General features: G+C 47.5%; 21 protein-coding genes. 5 read left to right on the forward strand and 16 right to left on the reverse strand.

The window, feature by feature from the left end; all coding sequences use genetic code 11:
* Window positions 1-124: 124 nt before the first annotated feature.
* The 4 genes from ligA to H9I35_RS02080 form a co-directional block, all read right to left on the reverse strand.
* Window positions 125-2,083 (reverse strand): NAD-dependent DNA ligase LigA, encoded by a 1,959-nt coding sequence (gene ligA / locus H9I35_RS02065; protein ID WP_187419998.1) that lies wholly within the window; start codon window positions 2,081-2,083, stop codon window positions 125-127.
* 6 nt (window positions 2,084-2,089) lie between these two features.
* Window positions 2,090-2,716: a tRNA (guanosine(46)-N7)-methyltransferase TrmB gene (gene trmB, locus H9I35_RS02070; RefSeq protein ID WP_252722743.1), complete on the reverse strand. Its 627-nt coding sequence runs from the start codon at window positions 2,714-2,716 to the stop codon at window positions 2,090-2,092.
* 80 nt (window positions 2,717-2,796) lie between these two features.
* A complete protein-coding gene (locus H9I35_RS02075; RefSeq protein WP_187419999.1) occupies window positions 2,797-3,450 on the reverse strand; it encodes a hypothetical protein in 654 nt (217 codons plus the stop codon).
* Window positions 3,451-3,452: 2 nt separating this feature from the next.
* Window positions 3,453-4,619 carry a DUF8084 family protein gene (locus H9I35_RS02080; RefSeq protein ID WP_187420000.1) on the reverse strand — a complete coding sequence of 389 codons (1,167 nt, stop codon included), beginning with the start codon at window positions 4,617-4,619 and terminating at the stop codon, window positions 3,453-3,455.
* An 88-nt stretch (window positions 4,620-4,707) separates the two neighbouring features.
* Between H9I35_RS02080 and H9I35_RS02085 the strand changes: the two genes are divergently transcribed.
* Window positions 4,708-6,699 (forward strand): hypothetical protein, encoded by a 1,992-nt coding sequence (locus H9I35_RS02085; RefSeq protein WP_187420001.1) that lies wholly within the window; start codon window positions 4,708-4,710, stop codon window positions 6,697-6,699.
* The gene (gene dinB, locus H9I35_RS02090; RefSeq protein WP_187420002.1) at window positions 6,696-7,904 is read left to right on the forward strand and encodes a DNA polymerase IV; all 1,209 of its coding nucleotides are present in this window, start codon (window positions 6,696-6,698) and stop codon (window positions 7,902-7,904) included. Before H9I35_RS02085 ends, dinB begins: the two co-directional genes overlap by 4 nt.
* Before the next feature lie 423 nt (window positions 7,905-8,327).
* Here the strand turns inward: dinB and H9I35_RS02095 are convergent, their stop codons facing one another.
* The 10 genes from H9I35_RS02095 to H9I35_RS02140 all read right to left on the reverse strand — a co-directional run bounded on the left by H9I35_RS02095 (window position 8,328) and on the right by H9I35_RS02140 (window position 17,903).
* Window positions 8,328-8,720, reverse strand: a complete 393-nt coding sequence (locus H9I35_RS02095; protein ID WP_187420003.1) for a hypothetical protein — start codon at window positions 8,718-8,720, stop codon at window positions 8,328-8,330.
* 600 nt (window positions 8,721-9,320) lie between these two features.
* Entirely contained in the window at window positions 9,321-9,761 is a 441-nt protein-coding gene (locus tag H9I35_RS02100; RefSeq protein WP_187420004.1) for a hypothetical protein, read from the reverse strand.
* Window positions 9,762-10,110: 349 nt separating this feature from the next.
* Window positions 10,111-10,491 carry a hypothetical protein gene (locus H9I35_RS02105; RefSeq protein ID WP_187420005.1) on the reverse strand — a complete coding sequence of 127 codons (381 nt, stop codon included), beginning with the start codon at window positions 10,489-10,491 and terminating at the stop codon, window positions 10,111-10,113.
* Between the two features lie 356 nt (window positions 10,492-10,847).
* Complete coding sequence (locus H9I35_RS02110; RefSeq protein ID WP_187420006.1) at window positions 10,848-11,174, reverse strand: hypothetical protein; 327 nt, start codon at window positions 11,172-11,174, stop codon at window positions 10,848-10,850.
* 135 nt (window positions 11,175-11,309) lie between these two features.
* Window positions 11,310-12,059 (reverse strand): class I SAM-dependent methyltransferase, encoded by a 750-nt coding sequence (locus H9I35_RS02115; RefSeq protein WP_187420007.1) that lies wholly within the window; start codon window positions 12,057-12,059, stop codon window positions 11,310-11,312.
* 24 nt (window positions 12,060-12,083) lie between these two features.
* Window positions 12,084-12,986: an SH3 domain-containing protein gene (locus H9I35_RS02120; RefSeq protein ID WP_187420008.1), complete on the reverse strand. Its 903-nt coding sequence runs from the start codon at window positions 12,984-12,986 to the stop codon at window positions 12,084-12,086.
* Between the two features lie 95 nt (window positions 12,987-13,081).
* Window positions 13,082-15,205: a hypothetical protein gene (locus tag H9I35_RS02125; RefSeq protein WP_187420009.1), complete on the reverse strand. Its 2,124-nt coding sequence runs from the start codon at window positions 15,203-15,205 to the stop codon at window positions 13,082-13,084.
* Window positions 15,202-15,912, reverse strand: coding sequence for a tetratricopeptide repeat protein (locus H9I35_RS02130; RefSeq protein ID WP_187420010.1), 711 nt, complete (start codon window positions 15,910-15,912; stop codon window positions 15,202-15,204). Before H9I35_RS02130 ends, H9I35_RS02125 begins: the two co-directional genes overlap by 4 nt.
* Window positions 15,913-15,932: 20 nt before the next feature.
* Window positions 15,933-16,703, reverse strand: coding sequence for a 5'/3'-nucleotidase SurE (gene surE / locus H9I35_RS02135; protein WP_187420011.1), 771 nt, complete (start codon window positions 16,701-16,703; stop codon window positions 15,933-15,935).
* 21 nt (window positions 16,704-16,724) lie between these two features.
* Window positions 16,725-17,903, reverse strand: a complete 1,179-nt coding sequence (locus H9I35_RS02140; RefSeq protein ID WP_252722696.1) for a galactokinase — start codon at window positions 17,901-17,903, stop codon at window positions 16,725-16,727.
* A 75-nt stretch (window positions 17,904-17,978) separates the two neighbouring features.
* On the opposite strand from H9I35_RS02140, the gene lnt reads away from it, so the two are divergent.
* Window positions 17,979-19,766, forward strand: a complete 1,788-nt coding sequence (gene lnt / locus H9I35_RS02145; RefSeq protein WP_187420013.1) for an apolipoprotein N-acyltransferase — start codon at window positions 17,979-17,981, stop codon at window positions 19,764-19,766.
* 137 nt (window positions 19,767-19,903) lie between these two features.
* Here lnt and H9I35_RS02150 read toward each other — a convergent pair whose 3' ends face one another.
* Together H9I35_RS02150 and H9I35_RS02155 are read right to left on the reverse strand one after the other, a co-directional pair.
* Window positions 19,904-20,854 (reverse strand): AEC family transporter, encoded by a 951-nt coding sequence (locus H9I35_RS02150; protein ID WP_187420014.1) that lies wholly within the window; start codon window positions 20,852-20,854, stop codon window positions 19,904-19,906.
* 55 nt (window positions 20,855-20,909) lie between these two features.
* On the reverse strand, window positions 20,910-22,631 hold the full coding sequence (locus H9I35_RS02155; protein ID WP_256397798.1) for a malolactic enzyme: 1,722 nt from the start codon (window positions 22,629-22,631) through the stop codon (window positions 20,910-20,912).
* A 144-nt stretch (window positions 22,632-22,775) separates the two neighbouring features.
* Between H9I35_RS02155 and H9I35_RS02160 the strand changes: the two genes are divergently transcribed.
* Together H9I35_RS02160 and H9I35_RS02165 are read left to right on the forward strand one after the other, a co-directional pair.
* The gene (locus tag H9I35_RS02160; protein WP_016520185.1) at window positions 22,776-23,228 is read left to right on the forward strand and encodes a YegP family protein; all 453 of its coding nucleotides are present in this window, start codon (window positions 22,776-22,778) and stop codon (window positions 23,226-23,228) included.
* Window positions 23,229-23,375: 147 nt separating this feature from the next.
* Entirely contained in the window at window positions 23,376-24,668 is a 1,293-nt protein-coding gene (locus H9I35_RS02165) for an NCS2 family permease (RefSeq protein ID WP_187420016.1), read from the forward strand.
* Window positions 24,669-24,671: the final 3 nt, after the last annotated feature.

Raw genomic sequence — 24,671 nt, forward strand, 5'->3', positions numbered from 1 at the left:
CGGCATTGCAGAAAATGTCAATTTTCGAAAATGCCGCAGTCGTGTGCGCTTGCGCACACGTATATCCGCGAGTTTTCAAAAGAAAACTCGAAGTTAAACGAAACGCGCTATTTCAGCGTTTCGTTTAACCGTTTACCATTTTAATAAATTCACTCTCATCGATAACGGGGATGCCGAATTTTGCGGCCTTTGCGTTTTTCGACGAACCGCTTTCTTTATCGTTTGTGACGAGATAAGATAAATCTTTTGTCACCGATGATTTGCAAATGCCGCCCCGCTCTTTGACAAGGCTCTCCGCATCGGCCCTCTTCATCGTCGAAAGCTCTCCGGTAAAACAAAAAGATTTTCCCGCAAAGACTCCGGCTTTTTGTTCGATGATCGCTATCGTCCCGGACGAAACGAGGGATCGCATTTCAAGCGCGTTTTCGGAAAGCCCTTCGACCGCAATTTTCGCCGTCTTTTCGGCAAAGCCGTATACGCCTGCTATGTTCGCTTCCGATGCCTGCAAAAGTTTTTCGAGCGTATCGAAGCCCGAGGCGACGAGTTTTTCCGCCATCGTCTCCCCTATCCCTTCGATATCGAATCCCGCGACAAAAGCCGAAAGGCTCATGCGCCTCCTGTTTTGGATCGACGCGACAACCTTCGCCGCTCCGAGCGATTCTTTTTCCGCAGCGATGCTTTCTTCGTTCAAAAAAAACGGTGTAAGCGCATCGACGGTAAGTGAATAGATATCGCTGATCGAAGAAAGCTTTCCCGCATTGAAAAGAGAAGTGACAAGCGTTTCTCCCAAATCGCGGATATCGACGATTTGTACCCATTTCAAAAGCTGATGCAGCACGCGCTTCGGACATGACTTGTTCGGACAAAAAAGGCGAGAGCCTTCATCGACGAGAGAAGTGCCGCAGGTTTCACAGGTTTTCGGAAAGACGACGGGAAAAGTCGCATTTTCGTTCGGAACGACGCTTTCGATTTTCGGGATGATTTCCCCCCGCTTTACGACGACGACCGATGAACCGACGGCAACGCCGAGCGCGCGCATCGTATCCGGGTTTGCAAGGCTTGCGCGCTGCACGGTCGTACCGGCGAGTTCCACGGGATCGAAAATCGCAACGGGAGTATAGGTTCCGCCGTTTTTACTCCATTCGATGCTGCGGACGACGGATACCGCTTCTTCGAGACTGAACTTGAACGCGATCTGCCGTTCGGGCCTCGCTCTCGCCGCATCGTCCCTGCGGATCGTCCGCTCTTTTACGACAAGACCGTCTATGTCGTAGTCGAGCGATTTTCTTTTTTCCATGACGCCCGCACGATATGCGACGACTTCATCGGCTGTTTTGCAGATTGCAAGAGGCACGACGGCAAAACCGCACGATGAAAGCCACTCGATTTTTTCCTCTTCATCCCGAAACGGAGCCTCGCTTTCGGCCGCCCACGCGTCGTATGCGATCATCTCCAAGTCTTCGCTTCCCGTACCGTCTTTCCGCTTCATGATGCCGTTCGCGGCATTCCGACAGTTCGCTTTATCGCCGTATTTCGCGCGATGAACGCCGTGCGTCATAATCACTTCGCCGCGCACGGCTCCGGTAAAATTTTCCGCGCCGCAAAGCTTCGGGAGAATGCCTTTCATCTTTTTTGCATTTGCCGTGATATCGTCTCCGATCGTACCGTCGCCCCGCGTTACGGCGCGTACGAGATTTCCTTTTTCGTATTGCAGTTCCAGAGAAGCGCCGTCGAGTTTGTATTCGACGAGGTATTCGCCGTAGTCGTGCTTTTGCGCCCAGCCTAAAAACTGTTCGGGATTTGCAACTTTTTCCTGACTTCCCATCGGCATGATGTGGCGGACTTTTTCGAAATTGCCCGAATCCTGCCCGATCTTTTTTAAGAGCGGATCGGACGGATTGAGAGATTTAAGCTCATCCCACAAGGCGTCGAACGCTTCATCGCTTATTTCGCCTTCGCCGTTATAATAGGATTTTTGATAGCGCCGTATCGATTTTCGGAGTTCCTCGATGCGCTTTTTTTGCTCCGTTTCCGCCGAGCGTTTTTGCGCTTCCGCCGTATCGGAAGCAAACAGTTCGTTCATACACCCTCATCGTCGTTTAAAAAAATAAAGTTCGCGAATTTCCCGAGCGGCGCGTATTCCGCGCACTTCGAATTTCGTTTCGGGCCGCCACGCCTGTTTTTCTGCAAAGCCCTCGTACGCATTCACCAAGCCCTCAGTTGCGGCAAGTTCGGAAAGCGCAAAATCCGCGTATTCGCTCCAATCCGTTGCCATATAAAAATAACCGCCTTCTATGAGCTTCGATGCGAAGAGATCGGTTCTCGGCCGCTGTACGAGACGCCTTTTGTGATGGCGCTTTTTCGGCCACGGATCGGGGAAAAATACGTGAAAAGCGGAAACCGAAGCGTCGGCAATCATATTCGAAAGCACGGCGGAGGCATCGCCTTCGATGATGCGGAGATTTTCCAAACCAAGCGATCGGATTTCGCCGAGCAGCTTTCCGATTCCGGGCTTATGCACTTCGATGCCGATATAATTTTTATCGGGATTGTTCGAAGCGATTTCCGCCGTCGCGCTTCCCATACCGAAGCCGATTTCGATCGTGACGGGGTTATCGTTTCCGAAAAGAGCCGTATAATCGATAAGCGATTCCCGGTACGGAACGCACCACTTCGCGCCAAGCTCCGCGTAATTGCGCTTTTGCCCGTCGGTCATGCGCGACGCCCTGACGACATAAGTTTTTACGTCGCGGAAAGAGCGCTTTTCTTCGAATATCTCCGCCTCGTTCAAAGCGCTCACTCCCCGTTCGCCGGCAAAATTTCAGAACGATCGATAAAGGGCATAAAGCACAGCACCGATTTGTCCGCGTTTAAAAAGCAAAGACGCATACGAAAAGCGTTTTCCATATCGTGCCATACGTCGTCGTCCGTTTTCCACTCGGCTTTACGCACATCGAAATAGATGAGAACGTCTTCCTTGTCGTAGACGGCTATCCGTTCCCGCACCGCTTTTCCGAGAGCAGCTTTCGCCTCAGCTGACCGCGTACGCGCAAGAGATGCGGGATAAAAAACGGAAAAAGAACTTTCCGCGTCATGACCGAGCGCATCCGTAAAAAAAACCGTGTACGCTCCCTGCGGGATCGACCGATCTCCGGATGAAACGAAATTCGTATAGCCCGCCCACTGCTTCGCATCCGAAGAAAAAATTTCGACGCCGGTCGCTTTCCATTCCCAGCCCGTCTCCTTCGATACGATGCGGATGCTTTCGGCTCTCCGCACATCGCTTCCCGCTTCGGTAAAAACCGCAAGGCGCATGCGCGGATAGGAATCGCCGTCCGCATAATCGAAAACTGAAACGGCCCTCACAGCTTTCACATCGGGTGCCGAAGACGAACAGGAAAAAAAAAGGAGCGAAACGACGAATGCGAAAAGCGGTACGGGCGATTTCATAGTTAAAAATTGAATATCAAATTGATAACGGTTAAATCGCTTGCCGTAAACTGACTCACAAGCGATTCGAATTTTACGCCGACCTTTTTACACGCGTCGTCGAGATAGGACAGGTAGTACAGTCCCAAGTCGATACCCTCCTGTCCTTCGGGAAGTTCGCGGTAAAAATCGATGAGCGACTTTTTACTCGTGTCCGCGGTTTTTTTCGCTTCGATCGTCTCTTTGATTTCCTGAAACGCATCGTCTTTATTGTACAGAGTAATCTGCAGTCTGCCCTGCCTGCCGATCGACGAAGCGCCTCCTCCGATCTTCCATGACAAAAACACGAGCTCTCGCTTTCTCTGCATTTCTTTAATAATTTTTTGGCGGATGACGGTATCGAGGATGAGCGAATCGATATTATCCACACCCCGATACATATTGCGCGCCTCTTTTCGGATGTTCAAACTTTCGCTGTTAAGCGCAAGCTCCATGATCATGACGGAAATATATTCGGCGACGCGCGATTTTTCCATATACGAGATGAGCTTATTGCGTATCGTAAGAAGTATTTCCGAAAAGCCTTCGTTTTTGCAGAACAGCGTAATGACATACCAATTCATGAGACCCAAACGATTTAAAAATTTTTCGCTCATCAAAAGGTTGATATTTTTTTCTTCGGCGGAGTAGCTTTTATTGTCCACAATACTCTGCCAAATCGGATCGAGAATCTGCTTACGCGTCTGAGCGATGATCGGGTCTTTATTTAAAAGCATGAGCTTGAGCTGACGATCGCTTATCGACGTTTCTTCATCGATGAGGTGTGCGGGATTTGCACGGTTATATTTTCTCACGCATGTGCACTTAATCAGCGCCGAGTACACTTCCCGATCGAATTGTTTGTAGAGCAGAGAGTATACGAGTATCTTCGACAGATCCATCACTTCCTGCCGCGCCGAAACGAATTCGGTCATCGATATTTCTATTTTGGAAATGTAATCGAGCAAAATCATGCGTTGAACGGACTGAGGAGAAAACTTGTTAAAGAAAAGACCGTATTCGTCGGCATTGTCGGCAAGTCTGAAACGCAACAGCTTTTTTTTCCGGCTTATAAAATAAGAAGCACCGTTTTCGGTCAATATGACTTTCAGCGGCAATCCGAACATGAATTTTTTTTCAGTCGTACCCATAATTTTTTCCAATAAAACATTTAAATATAGCCATATTATATACAATAGGACTTGCATTGTAAACACGTTATACAATACACTTGACGGCATGAAAACGAAGCGCTTGGCATTGTGCTTTTTTATCGGTATTTTCGCTTCCGCTGTTTTTGGAGCGGAAAACGTGCCTACGGGCCGCGAACTCTGCCGCGAAACGGCTTCGTTCCTTTCGTCTTTCGGTTTCAAAGCGCAAAGCGCACCGCTAGTATCCGGCGGTCAAAACGATTTTCCGTACAACGTTTATACCCGCATTTCCGCATCCGAAAAAAGTGCCGAACCGAACGAGCGCACTTCTCTCATCCTCGCTTTTACGATGGAAGACGCATACGCCCGCCGTGATTTTTTTGCACCGTTTTTACGCCGCTTAAAAGAACTGAAAAGCGACTCGGATATCATCCTGCTTTTTTCCTACGGCGACGAACGAATCGATCGAAGCACGGCGCAGATACGGGGTACCGACGTTTTCGCAAAAAACATCGAAACGCCGGACGATTATGCGGCCGTGTGTTTTAATTTCAGCTCAGGAGAAAAAACGGCAATCGAACCGGGCGGCGGCGGAACGGTTTCGCCCGATTGGCTCGTGCTGCGTCTCATCCGCGCGTGCGATGAAAACAATGAAACCTATACGCTTCGCGGCGGCGGCTTCAATTCGCTCTTCCGTCTCTCCCTCATCGAAAGCGATGAACGCACGGATTTTTTTCTTACACGCGAAATTCCGTGCGCGGCGGTTTCCCTTCCTTCCGCCGTCGAAAGAGCAAATGCGCTTTTGACGTCATTCGTTTTTTCATATACTGCGGCGGGAAGTGCAAGCTGGGACAGGCATTATATACTCCTTCCGACGAAGAGCGCCGTCGTCAATTTCGACGAACGATTTATCGTGCTGTGTTTTATGATTATTTCATTCGTAAGCCTTTTTATCCTGTGCGAATTTTCGTTTATCGCCGACAAAAAAAACAGAAAAAAAATACGGCGCGACGTACTGCGCTTGTGGTACATACTCCCGCTTACCGCTCTTATCGCGTCTCTTTCTCTCGAAGCAAGTCAAATGCCCGCCCATTTTTTGGCGGCGGTATTCGGCATCGGAACGCTCGTGCAGTTTATCTTAAAAATTACCGCGGCTTTTATCATAGTAACATCGCTGTATCTCTTTCAAATACGGCAGCAAGGCATACTGAAAAAACAAGCCTACGCATATATTCTCACGCTCGCTTCCGTCGTCAATATTTTTATCTTTGCCGCCGTCGATATATCGCTTTTTTTCCTGTTTACGGCGGAATATATCATCGTCTATCTGTCGCGCCCGCTCAAGCGTACGGGTTTTCTCATAGCGCTTTTTTTTATAATGGGACTGCCCTTTTTACCCTACGCTGTGCAGATAATCAATTTCGGACGGACGAACGCATTCCGCACGGTCGCATACAGTCCGTTTTCGGTAAACGTGCTCCTCGCCTTTGTTTTCCTTCCGTTTTTAATACAGTGGTTCCGCATTATAGCGCGCATGAACGAAAGATGGAAAAACGTATCGCTCAGCACTTTCGGCATGCGCATGCGCAATACCGTCCTCTCCCTCGCGGCTATTGCAATAATCGCGGCATTGATTTTTGCGGCGATCACCTTTATTTCAAATCGCTTTGAAAGCGGAAGAGAAAAACGGTCCTCAATTTCCGAAAACATACGGACGGACGATTCGAAGGATATTTCGTGCAGCGTAAGCGACAGAACTTTTTTCGGCGACACATCGCGCCGCCTCGTCGTACGGCTCGGGAAAAACGCAGTTTTGTGTTCCGTCTCGCTTACAGGCGAATCGAAAAATCCCGTACTCTACTCCGATTCCGAATACGCATCCGATACGGGCACAAACACCGATACCTTTGCGATCCCGCCGTACCCGCCCGAAACGCTCGTCTTTGTATATACCGCCGACACTTCGGTTTCGACGACGGTAAAAGTGAGTGCGCTCTACGAAGCAGGCGAAAAAAACACGTACGTTAAAAGCACGTACACTTTCGACATTCCTTCTCAAAAAAGCGGCGGCTTTTTATGACAAAGCGCTTTCTCCACGTCGACATCGACGCCTTTTTCGCTTCAGTCGAACAGCTCGACAATCCCGCGCTCCGCGGAAAACCCGTAATCGTCGGAGGGCTGCCCGGCGAGCGGCGCGCCGTCGTTTCGACTGCATCCTACGAAGCGCGCGTATACGGCGTCCATTCGGCTATGCCCGTCGCAGAAGCGTACCGGCTCTGCCCTTCGGGCATCTACCTGCACGGAAGACATGAGCGCTATCACGAAGTTTCCGCGCGGATCATGGATATATTCCGCGAATATTCTCCCGACGTCGATCAGATTTCGATCGATGAAGCTTTTATCGATTTGACGGGTACCGAACTCCTTTTCGGAGATCCCGAACAAACAGCGCTCCGATTAAAAAAAGAAGTACGCGATACGACGGGACTCACCGTGTCGATAGGACTTGCAAGCACGAAATACATCGCAAAGCTCGCATCCGAAATGTCGAAGCCCGACGGATTTTTTGAAGTCAAACCGGGAGACGAGGAACGTTTTATGCTTTCGTTGCCGCTAAAAAAAATATGGGGCATCGGACACAAAACGCTTTCGCGCATCAATCAGGCGGGCATCTTTACCGCGCGCGATCTTCGGAAAAAAAGCGAAGAACTGCTTTGCGTACTGTTCGGAAAAGCCGCAGGCAATTTTTTATACAACGTCGTGCGCGGAAGAGAACCCGGCACTTTTATGAGAGACGCTTCTTCCCATTCGCTGAGTTCCGAAAAAACTTTCGCATACGACCTCACCGACACATACGCGATAAAAACCGCAATCATGGAACTCTCGCACACCGTCATGTTCCGTATGCGGCGCGAAGGCTATACGAGCAAAACCGTTTTTGTAAAAATACGCTACGAAGATTTTACAACCGTTTCCGCCCGAGAAACTTCAACGTCAAAGATAACGTCGATCGACGACCTCTACGCACGCGCATGCGCTCTGTTTGAAAAAAAATACGAATCGGGACGCGGCATACGCCTCATCGGCATCGGAGCCGATCACATAAGCGGCGCATCGGAGCCGCACCAGGAAGAACTCTTCGATTTCGGAGAAAAGAAAAAAGAAACAGTCGAAAATGCTATCCTCGATTTGGCAAAAAAACACCCCGACGTCAAAGTGCATAAAGCGCGCCTCCTCGCAGGAGAAAAAACGACACGTGCGGAAACACTGAAAGGGCAAAAATAATTATACGGGCGAATGACAGGAAACGATTGAACATTATGAAAAAGAAAAAGATAATAATTTTTTATATATCCGCGTTTTTTATTTTATTCGCAGGCTGTTTTTTACTTGAATATATCATATCGAACGAAAAGCCGAGCCCTATATATCTCATACGTGAAGGTTTTTTCGAATACATTACCGTTTTTCCGTTGGCTGCCTTTTTTCCGAAAATCACAACGGCATTACTGTTTTTTAAGGACACTATTATACTCGTGTTGATAGGATTATGTATTCTTACGGGAATTGCCGCACCCGTATTTTTATCTTTGAAAAAGAACAAGCTTTTTCCGTACAATATCGTGTTTATCCTATCCTTCGCCGCGTACTTTTTTGTCGGGCTCTTATGCTTCGGATTGAGGTACGGGGAATTGTGAGTGCCGTAAATTATACAGAAGAAAGAATTTGCTTTTTTTCCTCTTGTGTAAATTGCTCTAAATACTCTTCCTTAAAAACATAAATAACCTTACCGTTTATTAATTTTGGAAATTTTAAACGCCCGGATTTATATTCAGCCCACAAAGTTTGTGAATTAACAGAATAACCTTTTAAAATAAAAAGTTTTAGCAACCGTTTGAATATTTTTATTTCCGAAATCGGCAACAGAAACAATGCCATCGTATAAACAATTACAGGTTTTTTATTTTTAAGAAGTTCCACAAACAAATCTAATCTCTTGGAATAAATCAGTTCACAAATTTTTTTTATGGAAAAATCGAAAGCTTTATTTGCTTTTTCAATATTTCCGCAAGAATCGACCTCTGTTCGGTAAAATTCCATCTTTTTAATAATAATATCAACATCGTTATTTGACAAATTCAATTTTAGCTTCTCCCTTTTTAGCAAACTCCGTTAATTTTTGTAATCCGATTTTCCATTGGTTATATCTTTTGCGATAGAAATTTTATAATAAGTAAAACATCAATATTCATACATATTCAATACAGCCAAAAAACGTCATTCGTAAATGCAATCATCAGTTTTTATTCCAATTATAAAATAATTTTGTCGGATCACTCATAAATGATAAATTATATAAACGCGAATCCTGCACGGCATCGGTATACGGTTCGGTGATAATAAGGTATAGCAACTGACTTTTATCAGAAAAGACCTTGCTTTTATATGTATAATAAACGAGGACAATATCCCCGTCCTCCGATGCTCCGTGTTCTATAATGTAAATATCGAAGGTTTTGCTGTCAATTTCATTCTTTGCACACAAAAGGAGATTTGCGCATTCCGTTCGTATCTTTTCAATAAGCGCAAATCGTCTTTCAAATTCATCGACAGACAACGGTTTGATCGTTACGGCATTTGTTCCTGCCGTCAAAAACAAATGCAATCCCGCAAATACGATACATACTGCGACTGTTTTTTTCATTCATCTTTCTCATTCGGATAAATCATCCGTAATTTTTTATTTTTTACCGAGACAAGACATACTTCAATAATGCTTATAGCATCTGAAGAATCGATCTGCCATTTTACGCGCAGCATAGTATTGCCGTCTTTGATTTTATAATAATAGGTACCGTACTCTTTACTCCCCGTCTCTTTTTTTCTTATAAATATTTTTGTCTTGGAATAGCGATTTAACGTAATCACCAACGAATCTTCATCATAATCATTTTTAACGATGGGGATATCGTTGAACATTACCGCTTTGACAATTTCTGCCTGCCTATATATGTCGGCGGGATCCGGAAAAAGATCGGGAATAAAGTGCTTGCATAAAAGAAATATTACATTAATCACGGCAATAATCGTAAAAAGATAATATATATTTACACAGGTTTTATCTTTAGTCGGCGTTTTCATATCGTTGCTTTCCCTGCGCTACATCACGCACGTCGTTCCCATTCGTATAATTAATAATTTGTATATTACCGGTAAAGCGCTTTTTACCCTAATCTTTTGTTGTAAACTCAAAAGATTCTTAAAACATACGCTAAAATAATAAAAACAACAAAAAAAATCAAACCTATAAAACTGCAGAGCAACAGTCTATCCGTTTTAAGTTTTGTCTTAAATTCACAACTCCTACTATTCCCTTTAAGCAGTTCAAGAATTTTGTCAATTGCGGTAGATGAGATAAATGCCAATAGAAGGAACACCATATCCTTCCAGGTTTTAATACGGATATTCATTATACCAACCTTTTTTTTATTCATCGTTCGCCATCCGGCAGATATGCTCTCGATAAACCGTTTTGCAAAGTATAAATATTATCAAAACGTGAAGGATATTCAAGCCCCAGTCTTTTGCATTCCGAAATAAATTCATCATGATTAAAATTCTCGCCTTGTTTTGTTTTGCGATCATAAATAAAACCGACTGCATGTTCGGATTCATATCCGTCAAAACCGTAAATATACTCATCCGTAATTACCCATTCAAAAACACCGTCCGCAAGCATTTTGCTTTTTTCGTCCGCCAAATAATATTTTTTTTGAAAGAGATGTTTTTTTATCCGGCACTCGTTCGTAATTTTATATCCCCAAAACGCTCTGCTCTCGTACGGCAAATACGGCAGAATAATAAAAGGCATAGCAACAAAAAACAATATCTTTTTTTTCTTTTTGATCGCCGCAACGACGAATAAAATAAAAGGTACCGCGAGCGGTATAATAATAACGAGATGAATTATTAAAAACGCAAGAACATATCCCAAAGTACCGGCACTCCTTCATGCGGTCTTTTTGCAATTCGGGATTTTATCCGAATCGCTTTTCAATTTTTCTTTGCAATAATGTCGCCGATTTTCGGCAATTCGATTTTCTCATCCGGGACAAACCTCGCTTAGTGATAATCCGTTGTCCTTTTCAGCTTCCCCTGTGCGAAATCAACTTACCATTCGCTTAACCTGCATTAAAGCCTGTCTTTATCGTCAAGTTGATGCGGGAGTTAGACAAATTCTTTTAAAATAATTCGTCCGTCCTCAGTTTTTATTTTTCTTGGAAAATTCCTATAATTTAGTTCAAACAGCTCTATTCCTTTGAATTTATTATTTTTATCAACTAAAATTTGCTTTATCTGAACAACACATGCATTATATTCTTCATAATTTTCGGAATCAAAATCTTCATCGTTATCGCTATCAAAAAAATTCTCTACCTTTACAGAAAAGATCAAATCATCGCTATAAAAAAATATAAAATCATTTTTTTTAGTATTTGATATTTCTGAAAATAATACGGCCATATTACTTTTTTCTTTTTCTGTAAAATACATAAGTCAACCCTCTTCTTTTCAAAAATTTCTATAGATGTACGCGCTCTACCACGGTGATGCAGAAGTAGCCGGCAACATAATTATCACAGCCCCGCCTCATTGTTCATTATCAATCAGCGCATTACCGATTACAAATTATTTTATCGCACGTGTCGCAATGAACGACGGGATGTGCAGTTCGTGCAGGCGGCCTTCGCCGTTAGTGTCTTCGTATATATCGGTGAGCGTAAAGCCTGCGCAAAGCTGTCCGCCGATTTGTTCGCTTACTGTATGAGAAAATTGCCAACCGCTGTCCGATTCTTCAAGCTGTTTGCGGTGCGCTTCGTAAATGAGCGGATTAAACGGAAGAGCGTTGATAATCTTTTCTTCTTTTTGATCGACAATATAGTTTATGCCGATATCCAGACCGCACAGTAACACGCCGCCTTTTTTAAGCACGCGGAAACATTCGGCAAATACCGGCTCGACCTTTTCGATATAGCAGTTGCTCACCGGATGAAAAATAATATCGAAAGATGAATCGGCGAAGGGCAGCGGTTTTGACATATCCGCGCGCACGATATTTATGCGATAGCCTTCGCGTTCGGCAACAATGCGTTCCGATTCAAGCTGTTTTTCCGAATAGTCAAGCACTGTGCATTCCGCTCCGGCGGCGGTAAAAATCGGCATTTGCTGACCGCCTCCCGACGCAAGCCCCAAAAGCTTTTTGCCTTTTAAATCACCGAACCATTCGCGCGGGACCGGTTTTGTCGGTGTCAATACTACAGACCATTGTCCGTTTTGCGCCTGCACAAATGTTTGATGATCGACGGGCTTACCCCATTCCCAGCCTTCCGCAATCCATCGGTCGATGACCGCCGCATTTGCGTCTTGATACGTTTTCATGATTACCTCTCATAAAACCCGCAATTACCGAACCTGTTCAAAAGAAGCACCGTTCCAGCGATACTCGGTTTGCGAAACGGTTTCGCTTTCCGTTTCATACTTATCGTTCTCTTTTCCGTCTTTCGTTATCTTGATAATGATATTCTTTCGACCTTTTTCCGAAGCGCTCCATTTTTGATTATACACATCGTAGGCTTTATTCGGAAAAATGAGTTTCGTTTTTTTGTAGTAATACCCCTCCCAAAAAGAGCCGGCTGAGATTATCGGTGAAAATGTATTATCTTCATTGAAAAAATAAAAATCGCATATACAACTGCGGCCCGATCCGTATCCGAAAAAGTTTGAAAACAGTATAACGGGATTTTTTATAGGAAGTTCAAGATCGGCAATAACGGCAATATCTCTCGGTCTATACGGATGTCCTTTTTCTTTCGGTATAAAACTGAGACCTTTCAGTTCCGAAACGGTGCCGCCTTGTATCAGCAAAAACGTATCGTTTGTAAATATATATTCATCAAAATCCTCCGCACCATACGGAATGCGGTAAAACGCTTGGTATGTTATGTAATCGGTTTTTCCGTCCGCATTTATATCGCCTGCGGCATATTTTGACGTAAGCCAGCGTCCGCACATAAAGCCCGTGCCTTTACCGCATGTAATTTTATACCAATACGATAAGGCGCCTTCGGCGAGCAAAGGCGGCGCATCGCATTTTTCTATAACGGATACAATATCGCCTGCATTCAGCTGAAAAAGCTTTGCATATCCGCTTCCCGCTCCTGAGCGGACATTTACCGCATTACCCGTAACGATACATCGCGTATCTTTATACGTAAACCCCTGATAATACAAATCGGTGTCGGTATTTTGTGCATACACGCACATACATACAGCGCACATAAGGGCGAATAAAACGGTCTTTTTCATCGGTCTTGCTTCCTCCGAAAAATATTTATACTTTAAGTACGTATACGTGCAAGATTACCGAAAAACCGGCAGCGGCGATCGTAAGCCGCACGCTCTTACTCGAGCGGTGCGAAGTATCCGCTCTCGTCCCTGCCGCTCCGGTTCATAAGATAGGTTTCGGCTTCAATCGGCAAAAACGCGCGCCCCATATCGGTGTTGAGTGAAGACATATACGAAAGCTGATAGCGTCCGACGGGAAGATTCCGCAAATCGTCGATGACGGGGGCAAGTCCTTCCTGTCTGAAAACGTAATAGGATTTGCCTTTCGTGTTTTCTTCGAGGTAAGCGATTTCGGGATCGACGGCACCCTGCGTAAGGAGGACGGGTGAAAACGCGATCGAATTATTATTGAAATATGCGGTAAGTTCGGAAAGTCCGTACTTTCTAAAAGCGTTTTGCGTCACTCCTCCCGCGCTTAAAAATACGACGGCGCGTTTTGCTTCCGCATTTATGAGATCGTTTGCGGCAAGACGCAGCGCGAGGTCGAGGGGCACTTCGACCGACACGGGCGTTTTCAAAACGTTTATGCCGAATTTTTCGGCCGCGCGCGGAGAACCTTTATATTCCGTCGCGGGAACGGCGCCTGCACAGACGATGCGGAGAGTCCCCTCGCCTTTCATCGCAGATGCAAGAGAGCGCACGGCGCTTTCGATTTGCGCTCCGTAAGCCGCGCTTTCTTTCGACCGGTCGATGATGATCGTAATATCTTCGATTTTATTATTCGACGCGGCGCCGATAAGTTTTTGCTGCAAAACGGGACGCTTTCCTTCCGTCAAGAAAAAGTTTTCTTCGCCGAGACCGACGACGCTTTCGCGGCGGCGGTTTTCGACGGAGAGTTCGACGACGACAAGGGGAAATTTATCGGCATTGACGCGTTCGATCTGTACGAAAAGTCCGCCGATAAGCTCCTGCATTTTCGTCATCACATACACTTCGTTCGATTTCATATCGGTGACGAGGACGTTGCCGTTCGCATCGGGCACCGCGCTCGTCAGGCGAGACGGAGCGTTTCCCGTTTTCGCGCTTTCGTATGTCGCTCCCGTTTCGAGGTCGACCGAAATCACTTTGTTCGAATCGCAGACGACGAGAAAGTCGTTCCACGCTTTCATCGATTCGGGAAAGCGGAAAGTTTTTTCCCTCACCAGCGTGCGGATGAAGTTGCCTGCAGTATCGAATTGATAGATGCCGCCGGTCACGTTGTCGGCGACGTAGATGCTGCCCGAAACGGATGCGATGCCGGTAGGTCCCTGAAAGCCCGCAAAGCCGTTTTGCGCCCTTCCGAAATAAAAGAGCGCGTTTCCGTCTTTATCGAATACGTCGACGCGGCTGTTTCCGTAGTCGGTCACGTAGATGTTTCCGTTTTCATCTTCGGCAAGATATTGCGGGCCGACGCATTGACCGACGCCGCGTCCCTTCGAGCCGATATATTTAATAAATTTTCCGTCGGGGTTCAAAAGCGAAAGCCTGTCGCCCGCGCTTTCGCTGACAAGCATATTGCCGTTTTGAAGCGCAATCACGTCGAGCGGCCGATCGAATCCGTTGATCGGTCCTTCGGCGCGGCGCACGACGGTGCCGTTGACGTTTATCTTCAAGAGTTCGTTGGAACCGTAAGCGACGACCCACAGCGTGCCGTCGGCAAGCGGAAGAGAGGAAACGGGTTCGCTGAACACGAGGACATCTCCGTTCATGCCGGGAAAGCTTCCCGCTTCCGTATAGCGCGCGTCTTTTCCGTAGGCATCGCCCGTCACGCGCCGCTCGCTGACAACTTCGATCCTGTTTTGCATGAGGATGCCGCCCCAGCCGTTTTCGTAGGCTCTCTTCCACGATGCGAGCGCTTCGCCTTCAAGACCGCTTCGGTAATAAGCTTTGCCGAGCCAGTCGAGAATCAAATTGTCGTCGCTCTTGTATGAAAGGGAACGTTCGAACTGCAAAATCGCTTCGTTGAACGCGCCTCGATAATAAGCCTGTACGCCGCGCCGGAACTCTTCGGCCGCAAAGCCTTCATCGGCCGTGCGCATTCTCCCGGGAGCGGAAAGCCCTGCCGTATCCTGTGCGAAAAGAGATGCGGCGAACAGCAGCAACAAAAGGAGCGCTCTTTGTACCGATCGGAAAGCATTTTTACGTATCGATTTTTTTGCCGAATGAACGGAATGCGGTGCATGGGAAAAAATATTTTTCATCGGTCGTCCTTAAAAGCCTCAAGCTGCGCGACGTGTTCTTTGATGACGGCGTTCGAACCGTCGAGCTTTAGCGCTTCCGTAAGATATTTTGAAGCTTCTTCCATGAGGCCGAGTTTGAAATACACCCACCCCAGCGAATCGAGGCATGCGGCGGATTTCGGTTCGGATGCGGCCGCTTTTTTGCAATATGACAGAGCCTTTGTCAAATCGGTATTTTCGCACGCGAGCACGTATCCCATGCCGTTCAGCGACGTGAGATTTTCGGGATCGGTTTCAAGCGATTTTTCGTAGTATTCGAGACATTTTTTGACGTCGTTTTGCTCCCACGCGATAAAGGCGATAGCCGCATAGACGGATGCGTTGCGGTAGCCCGTTTCGAGTAGTTTATTAAGCTCGAATTCGGCAAGACGCCTGCGGCCGGAAAGCGCGTAGATGACGGCGAGGAGAAAGCGGCACTGCAGAACGCGCTCGAGTTCCGTACCCGACGTAACCACCTGTTCCAAATACAAAAGCGCGTCGTCGTAGCGTTCGAGCTTCGCATAGCACAGCCCTATGTAATACGCAAGCTCTATACCGTCGATGCCCGTATCCTGAGGAAGCGCGAGAAAAAATGCGAGAGAGTCAGCATATTTTTTTTGCTTATACAGCAGTATGCCCTGCCGCAATACATCGGGAGTTTCGGATGTTTTTTTTGCTTCTTTTGCCATAGCCCCACCGTCGCATTATTTTACACCGAAAACGAAATGCCGTCCACTCCTTTCGCAGCGCGCACTTCGGCATAAATGCGCGAGACGGCGACAAAACCTTTTTCGCATACCGCATTGTCGCTTGCATCTCCGCCGTGCGTAACGATGTCCCCTCCGCAAAAAAAGCTGTAGCGGTCGCCGTCGGGTCCTTCAAGCACGTGAACGGCATCCCTGTATTCGCGAAACGATATTTCATCGGCAAAGGAAGCGCCGCCGTAGCGCTCGAGAGACAAACCGTTGACGTTTACAAAAATGCACAGACCGTCGGGAGTGCCGTCTCCGTTTGCCGTATGAGTAAGCGAAATGAGAGAAGAAAGATTGGAAGAAGCAAAGCGCGCCATCGCATCGTAACGCCAAAGGCCGTCCGAAGAGCGCACGCTGAAAGCGATCCCGGGCACTCCGTAAAGCACCGCCTGTCTCGCTGCAGCCGCAGTCCCCGAATAGAGAATATCCGTTCCGATATTTGCTCCGCGGTTGATCCCTGAAAGCACGGCGTCCACACCGCTTCCGATGATGCCGCTTTTGAGTGCGGCGATGACGCAGTCGGCGGGCATACCCGAACACGAATAGATACGCTGTCCGTGCTCTTTTATCCGAAGCGGCTTATCCATCGTAATGCGGTTCGAAGCGGCCGAGCGGTTTCTGTCGGGCGCAAATATCCACACTTCGTGTCCCGCACCGGACAAGTGCCTTGCAAGCGTTTTTATACCGTCGGCGGAAAATCCGTCGTCGTTTGTTAAAAGCAATTTCACCGTAAAATCCTATATTCGCCTTTACTTTACGATGTGCGCACCGTCGGCAGGCTGCACGCGGTACGAAGACGGATGAAAACCGAATATCCTTTCGTATTCGGAAAGCTTCGTTTGAAACGCTTTTTCGTCTTCTTTTCTGATAAGCGTATACAGGCAGCGCCCGAAACCCTTTCCCGTAATGCGTCCGCACGTAACGGGATTTCGAAGCTGTTCGAGATTCGGCTCGAGTTCGCCGACGCGTTTTAATATCCAGTCGATTTCCGGACACGAAATTTCGAACAAGTCGCGCATGCTTTCGTGGCTGTGGTTTACCGCGCGCGCAAAGGTTCCGAAATCGTTTTTGACCAAAGCTTCCCGCGCATCGATGACATCGTTGTGTTCGCGCATGATGCACAAAAGCTTACGCCTCGTATCTTCGTTTACCGCCGAAAGCGTTTCGTTTATTTCGGTAACATTGTTTTCGTACTGCCAGCCGCCGTATACGCCCTTCTTCCGTTCGCGGAGATCGCCGAGCAAAAGCGCGTTTTCCGATTCGTGAATCGTATTTTCATCCCATACGGACACTCGCGGCACTCTCGCGTCGGTAAGGAGAACGAGAGAGTCGTCGAAGGGAAAATCGACGTAATCGTAGGAGGCACGCGCGTGATCGGTGATGAGCAGCTTTCCCGCTTTCGAATAGAGGGCGGCAAAATTGTCGGCGTTGTAGTTGCCCGTTTTTAAAAACGATTTATTACCGCGCGCAATCGCCTGCAGTACTTCTTCGTCGCTGATACCGAGCGAAAAGAGTTCGCGAAATGCGAGGGCGCTTGCGGCTTTGATCGCCGTCGTAATGCCGAAACCGGCGGACGGGAGGATATCGCTGTACACGGTGATGTTCATGCCGCCGAGCGTACATCCGCCTGAAAGGAATCCCGAAATGACGGCTTTAATCGCATTTGCCCAGCGGTCTTCGCGTCTGAACTTCAGCGATGAAAGATTCGCCCTTTTCCGCTCGTTCATCTGCGAAAAGTAAAATTTCAGTACGGAATCGTCGCGCTTTGAAACGGAAACGTAAACCGGAAGGTTTACCGCCATGGAAAGCGTTTTGTCGCGAAAAAACCACGAATGTTCTCCGATGAGATGAAAACGTCCGGGAGCGACGGCCGTCACTTTCGGATAAACTTCATATTCTTGTTTGTGGGTACCTCTCACCTGTTTCATACGGCAGTCCGAATCCTTAAAACGCCGCTTGTACTCGGCGGCGTTATATATTATACTGTTTTCCATTGTATACCAATGAGTAACTTTTTACAAGTTTTCCGCGTACTTTTTTCGGCGATTCTCGTATCAGCATCCATTCCGAACGAGTTTTTTTTACTCGGATGCCCTTATATCGCCCTCGTTTCGCTCATTCCGCTCTATATCGCACTCGCCGAATGCGCCTCCTACCGGAGCGCGTTTCTGCTCGGCGCCCTGCATACCTTTTCCGTCCACCTGCTTTCAAGTTTTTGGCTTGCATTTTTTAAAGATTTTGCGATTTTTACGCTCGGTGCATCGGCACTGGGAACCGGCCTCATCGGCGGTATTTTAGGGCGCATGCTTTACGTACCCTACGCACGGTACGGCGGAGGGAAAAGTCTTTGCAAAGAGACGGAAGCGGCCTGTTGGAAAAAGCGTCTTGAAGAAGGGGCCGGACGCACGGCATACGGCATTCCGTTCCGCGTCTTTTGGTTTTCGTGTACATACACGCTCTACGAATGGTATAAAGCGTCGGGAACGGGCTTTCTCGCATATCCGTGGGGGACGCTTTCGTCGAGCGCATTTCCGTGGCGGCTTTTTATGCAAATCGCCGATCTCACAGGCGCGTACGGTGTTTCGTTTTTGTTTGCGCTGTGCTCGGCAGTCTGCGCGGAAGGTCTTTTGCTGCTCAAGCGTGCGCCGAATCTTATCGCACCTCGCGCTTCTCTTTCGGCGCTCAAGCGTACGGCGGGCGTATGCGTCGCCCTCTTTGCGCTTTCGTTCTTATACGGAGCTTTTCAATACGCAAAACCGCGCAAACCCGAAAAAACGCTCAACGCCGTTTTAGTGCAGCAAAACAGCAATCCGTGGAACGAATCTTCAGATGAAGCGTCGATCATTGCATCGGAAAAACTCAGCGAAGAAAAAATCGACGCATTGAGAGAGGAAGGAAAAGATGCGCACCTCGTCGTTTGGAGCGAAGGCGTTCTTCGTCACTCGTTTCCGAGCGGACAGGCCTATTATTCGCTCTATCCTCCCGAAGAGCCGCTTGTGCGCTTTATCGAAAGGATGAACGTACCCTTTATCATCGGCGGTCCCTACGTCGCCGACGGAGAGAAGCGCAGATTCAGCAATGCTTCGCTTCTCTTCGATGGCAAAGGCAATTTCCGCGGCGCGTACGAAAAGATTCACCTCGTCCCCTTTGCCGAAGTTCTTCCCGGAGAAGAATACGAATGGGCGGTCAATCTGATGGATAAGCTCGTGGGAATTTCGGCCGGATGGAAAGCGGGCGATCAATACATCCTCTTCGATATCCCGTGTGAATGGAACGAAGGGCGCGCAAAGAGCGCGTCGAAAATCGTATCGCTTGCAAAAGATGCCGAAGAAGATGCGCAGGAAAAAGAGCTGCCTCTCGTACGTGTCAGCACGCCCGTTTGCTTCGGAGATGCCTTTCCGTCGGACGTGTGCGGTCCGCTTCACAGATACGGCAGCGACGTATTTATCAACATAACCGACGATTCATGGTCGAATACGAAGTCCGCCGAATACCAGCACTTCGTTATCGCTTCTTACCGCGCGATCGAATACCGCACGACGCTCGTGCGCTCGACGAACGCAGGTTATTCGGCAGTACTCGACCCTGCGGGAAAAATCGTAGCCGATATGCCGCTCTTTGAAAAAAACTCGCTCGCGGTTTCCATCCCCGTTTACAAACACAGCTCGACGGTTTATGCGCTTTTCGGAAATTGGCTTCCTTTCATCTTCGGTGTTTTAATAATCGCCTATTGCATATATGTTTCGCTCGCCTTCGTTTTCGGCGACGACTTTATCTACGAAGCGCATTAACAGCAAAGAATACTTTCCGAGGAATATAGGCGAAAAATATAAAGTATCAATGGGTGAATTAAAAAAGCATTGACAAATAAGAAATTTGAAAATATTTTCCTTAACTTCATTTTTATCCGAAACGAGTAACAAATTCCTCACGAAACTAACAGCATAACAACGGGAATCACCGCGATAAATAAAATGGTGCTTGTTGTCACAACGTTCGTTGCATACTCAACGTCACCCTTGCCTTCATCGGCCAATATCGGCAAAACTGTTAACGCCGGTACAGCAGCTTGAACAATTAATGTCCGGCGCAAAACGCTGTCGATTATCATCCCGGTCTCGGCGGAAACAAATATAATAAATGCCGTCACCAGCGGACTCAACACAAATTTTCCAAGGAGCGCCGTCACGGTATCCCTGTCGAAATGAATGCTCTTTAAGCCGGCCTTCGATAAAACAACTCCGATATAAATCAATGAAAGCGGCGTTACAAGATTCCCGAGATAGGTAAAAATGTCCGTTATCATCGCAGGAATTGTAATTCCCGATAATAAAACAGCGATTGCAACGATGAATCCGATGATAGGCGGAGATAAAATCTTTTTGAAATTGATTTTTCCGCAGGAAACGCTGTCCGCTTTGGAATCGTTCGCAATAAGGATGGAACCTATCGTCCATGTCGATATCGTGTTCAATACGTAATATACGAGAAAATATTTGATTGCAGCCTTTCCAAACAGCGCTTCATTCAAGGGCATTCCGATAAAAATCGTATTGGCATTCACAATGGTGTTGACAAATATCCCTCGCCTCCCTTTAGGGATCTTTGTAACCTTCATGAGAAAAAAAGCAAATACATAATTAACTGCAAATGCGGCAGCTCCGATTAACAAAGGAAACGCAAGAGTTTTAAATTCGGACACGGTCAGGTTTTTTGTGACGGAAATAAAAACGGATGCCGGCAATGCGATGTTCATTATAAGATAGGATACATTCGCATTGAATCCGTCATCAATTCTTTTTTTTTGATGAATCAAGTATCCGATTACGACCAAAATTATAATCGGTACGATGCTTTTTATGACATCAACAATTACCATAACCGCCGCCGCTTGCCCGTATAAACCTCTGTATCAGCCTTGCCTTTCCCGTACTTTAATACTCCGGTTTCCAAATACAGTCTTTAACCGTTTTTTCCGCATCATCCGTTACAACGCGGTTTAATTTTTGACGGACGGCGCATGAAGCGACCGCAACTGCAACCGCTTCGGAAAATTCCGTCAGCCGTGCTACCGGCGGTAAAACCGCCTCTCCGGGCTTACCGGTTTCGAGAAATGCTCCAAGCGAGTGTGCGGCTGCCGAGATCATTTCATCGGTCATGAGTTTTGAATTTACCGCGATACTGCCTAAACCCAATCCCGGATAAATCAGCGCATTGTTTGCCTGCCCGATTGTGTACGTGACGCCTTTGTATTCTACCGGATCGGCAGGAATTCCCGTTGCCACCATGGCTCGCCCGTCAGACCAATGAATCAAATCCGAAGCGGTAGCTTCCGCAAGTTCCGTAGGATTGCTGAGCGGGAAAATAATCGGGTGCTCGCACCATGACGCCATAGCGCGAACGATCTCTTCCGTAAAGGTTCCCGGTGTTGTCGACGTCCCCACAAGAATCGTCGGACGAATCGCCATAACCGATTTTGTAAGCGAAGTGAGACTTGCCGCGTCGGCAAATTCGCTGCGTTTCCGAGCAAACGGTTTTTGCTCGGGTGTCAGATCGTCCATGTCATCGAACAGCAGCCCCTGCTTATCGACCATATAAAAATGACTGCGGGCTTCGTCTTCGGAAAGCCCTTGCGAAACCATTTCCCTAAAAATACGATCCGTAATTCCGGCTCCTGCCGTTCCCGCGCCGAAGCATAGATATACCTGATCCGTAAGCTTTTGCCCGTTGATTTTCATAGCGCCGAGGATTCCCGCAAGCGTAATGATACCGGTTCCTTGGCAGTCATCGTTGAATACGGGGAAAGTCTTCCGATACGTTTGCAAAACCTTTGCGGCGTTCGATCTGCCGAAATCTTCAAAGTGAAGGTATAAGTCGGGGAAAAGTTTTTCCGCCGTCGTTACAAATTTATCGATAAAGCGGTAATATGTGTCGCCGTATATTCTCTTGTGGCGATTACCGAGATAGAGCGGATCGTCCAGCAGCGTTTGCCTATTTGTTCCGCAATCCAGTACAACCGGCAGCACTGTTTTCGGGTCAATTCCTGCGGCGGCAGTATAGACCATCAGTTTGCCTACGGAGATGTCAACACCGTTCGTCCCCCAGTCGCCGATACCGAGAATTCCTTCCGCGTCTGTAGCAACGATAAGTCTGATATGTCTTCCGCCTGCGGCATGCCGAAGCGTATCTTCAATTTGCTCCGGAGCATCAATCGACAAAAATGCCGCCCCCTGCGTATCGACAAACTGTTCGCTGTACTGCTCGATACTTTCCGCGATAACCGGATCATAAACAATCGGCATCAGTTCCACAATGTGTTCATGGAATACGTGATAGAAAAGTGTTCGGTTGTGATTGAAGATATCCATAAGAAATCTTCTTTTTTCTATTCCGGAATTCTTTCGTTCCATCTGGCGGTAAATTCTGTCGGCCTGCGTTTTAATATCGTCAATACACGGCGGTAGCAATCCTTCCAGATGATACTTTTTCCTCTCTTCGACAGAAAATGCCGTTCCCTTGTTCAAAAACGCATCGTTGATAAGATCATACCCATATTTTTCCATAAAGATTCCTCCATGATTTTCATTTACAGGATTACGGATATCCGTTTCGGCAAAAAGTATAACACGGGTCCAGCGTGTTGTATAGTCGAACATCGATCAACAAAAATCCGCACCCGTGCTCCGCTGATTAATAGAACATCGTACCTTTTTGTCCCGCGGCAATACTGAAGCGATGACAGCTTGTCACGCGCTCGATTTATTTTTATAATAAACGCGATAAAAGGAGGCACTATCGCCATGAGCAAATTTATCATCAAAAAGGCAAAGACGGGACTTATGTTCAACTTTGTCGCATCCAACGGTGAAGTCGTTGCAACATCGGAAGTGTACACGACGAAAAAAGCGTGCAAAAACGGTATCGCAAGCGTTCAGCGGAACGCGGGATCCGACGTCGAAAACCTTGAAGACAAGGCCGGCGTTCACGTCAAAGGCGCAAAGTACGAAACGTATAAAGACAAGCGCGGCGAATTCCGCTTCCGTCTCAAAGCGACGAACGGTCAGATCATCGCCGTCGGCGAAGGCTACAAAGCGCTCGCAAGCTGCATGAACGCGATCAAATCGATCAAAACGAATGCACCGAACGCGGAAATCGTCGACGAAACGAAAGCCGAAAAAGCCGATGCAAAAAAGCCGGCGGCAAAAGCGAAAAAGGCCGACTGCCCCGTCTGCGGCTGCAAATCGAAAAAATAAACAACCGCATACAGCAAGCGGAAAAGAGCTGTTCGAAAATTGCAAGTCTATCGGCTTGTTCTGAATCGACGGGCTGTCGAAAAAGCAGGCGCTTTTTGAGACAGCCCCTTTTCATTGACTGAAACAGATTGAGGAGATCCAACAAAAATGGAAAAATTTTTCAAATTAAAAGAACGCGGAACGACGGTACGCACCGAAATCACCGCCGGATGCACGACCTTTTTGGCGATGGCCTATATCCTCGCCGTAAACCCCGCGATCCTTTCGCAGGCGGGTATGAACGCGGCGAGCGTCTTTACGGCGACGGCGATCGCAGCGGGCATCGCTACGCTCGTTATGGCTTTTACCGCAAACTTGCCGGTCGCCCTTGCACCGGGCATGGGACTGAACGCATTTTTTACGTTTACCGTCGTTTTGGGCATGGGCTATTCATGGCAGACGGCGCTCACCGCCGTTTTCCTCGAAGGCATTTTATTTATCGTTTTATCGATTTTTAAAGTCCGCCAAGCGCTCATCAAAGCGATTCCGGCAAACTTAAAAAAAGCGGTCGCTGTCGGCATCGGTTTATTTATTACGCTCATCGGTCTGCACGGCGGCGGCATCGTTTCAGGAGATACGGGAACGATCATCGGTTTCGTGCCGGTAAAAGGGGTCGCACTCGTCGCGATCATAGGTCTTATCATAACGATCGTTTTACTGTGTTTGAAAGTAAAAGGCGCAATCATCATCGGCATGATTTTAACGACGATCATCGGCTACCCCTTCGGCGTAACGAAGATCCCCGAAGGCTTCAGCCCCGTCTCCCTTCCTGCAGCCCCGCTTTTCTTTCAGTTCGATTTTTCAACGGTGCTTTCGCTGAAATTTTTTACCGTATTTTTTACTTTCCTCTTTGTCGATATTTTCGATACGATCGGAACACTCATGGGCATCGCCGAACAAAGCAATCTGAAAGATAAAAACGGCGATATCAAAAACGTCAACGAAGCGCTGCTTTCCGATGCCGTCGGAACGGTCGTCGGAGCCGCGCTCGGCACATCGACCATCACGAGCTTTGTCGAAAGCACGGCGGGCGTCGCCGAAGGCGGCCGTACGGGACTCACGTCGGTGACGACCGCTCTCATCTTTTTTATCGCGCTCTTTTTAAGCCCCCTCTTTTTGCTCGTTCCGTCGGCAGCATCCGCTCCCGCTCTCATCATCGTAGGCTTTATGATGATGAGGGCAGCGGCGAATATCGAGTTCACCGATCTTTCGGAAGGCATTCCCGCTTTTATCACGATCATGACGATGCCGTTTTCGTACAGCATCGCAACCGGCATTTCGTGGGGCGTTATGAGCTATGTCATCTGCAAAGCCGCTTCGCGCAAATTCAAAGACATCTCCCCGCTGACGTGGATACTCTTTGCCGTTTTCGTCGTAAAAACCGTACTCGACGCAGTGTAAACT

Source organism: Treponema sp. Marseille-Q4132 (assembly GCF_014334835.1).
Taxonomy (GTDB): Bacteria; Spirochaetota; Spirochaetia; order Treponematales; family Treponemataceae; genus Treponema_D; species Treponema_D paredis.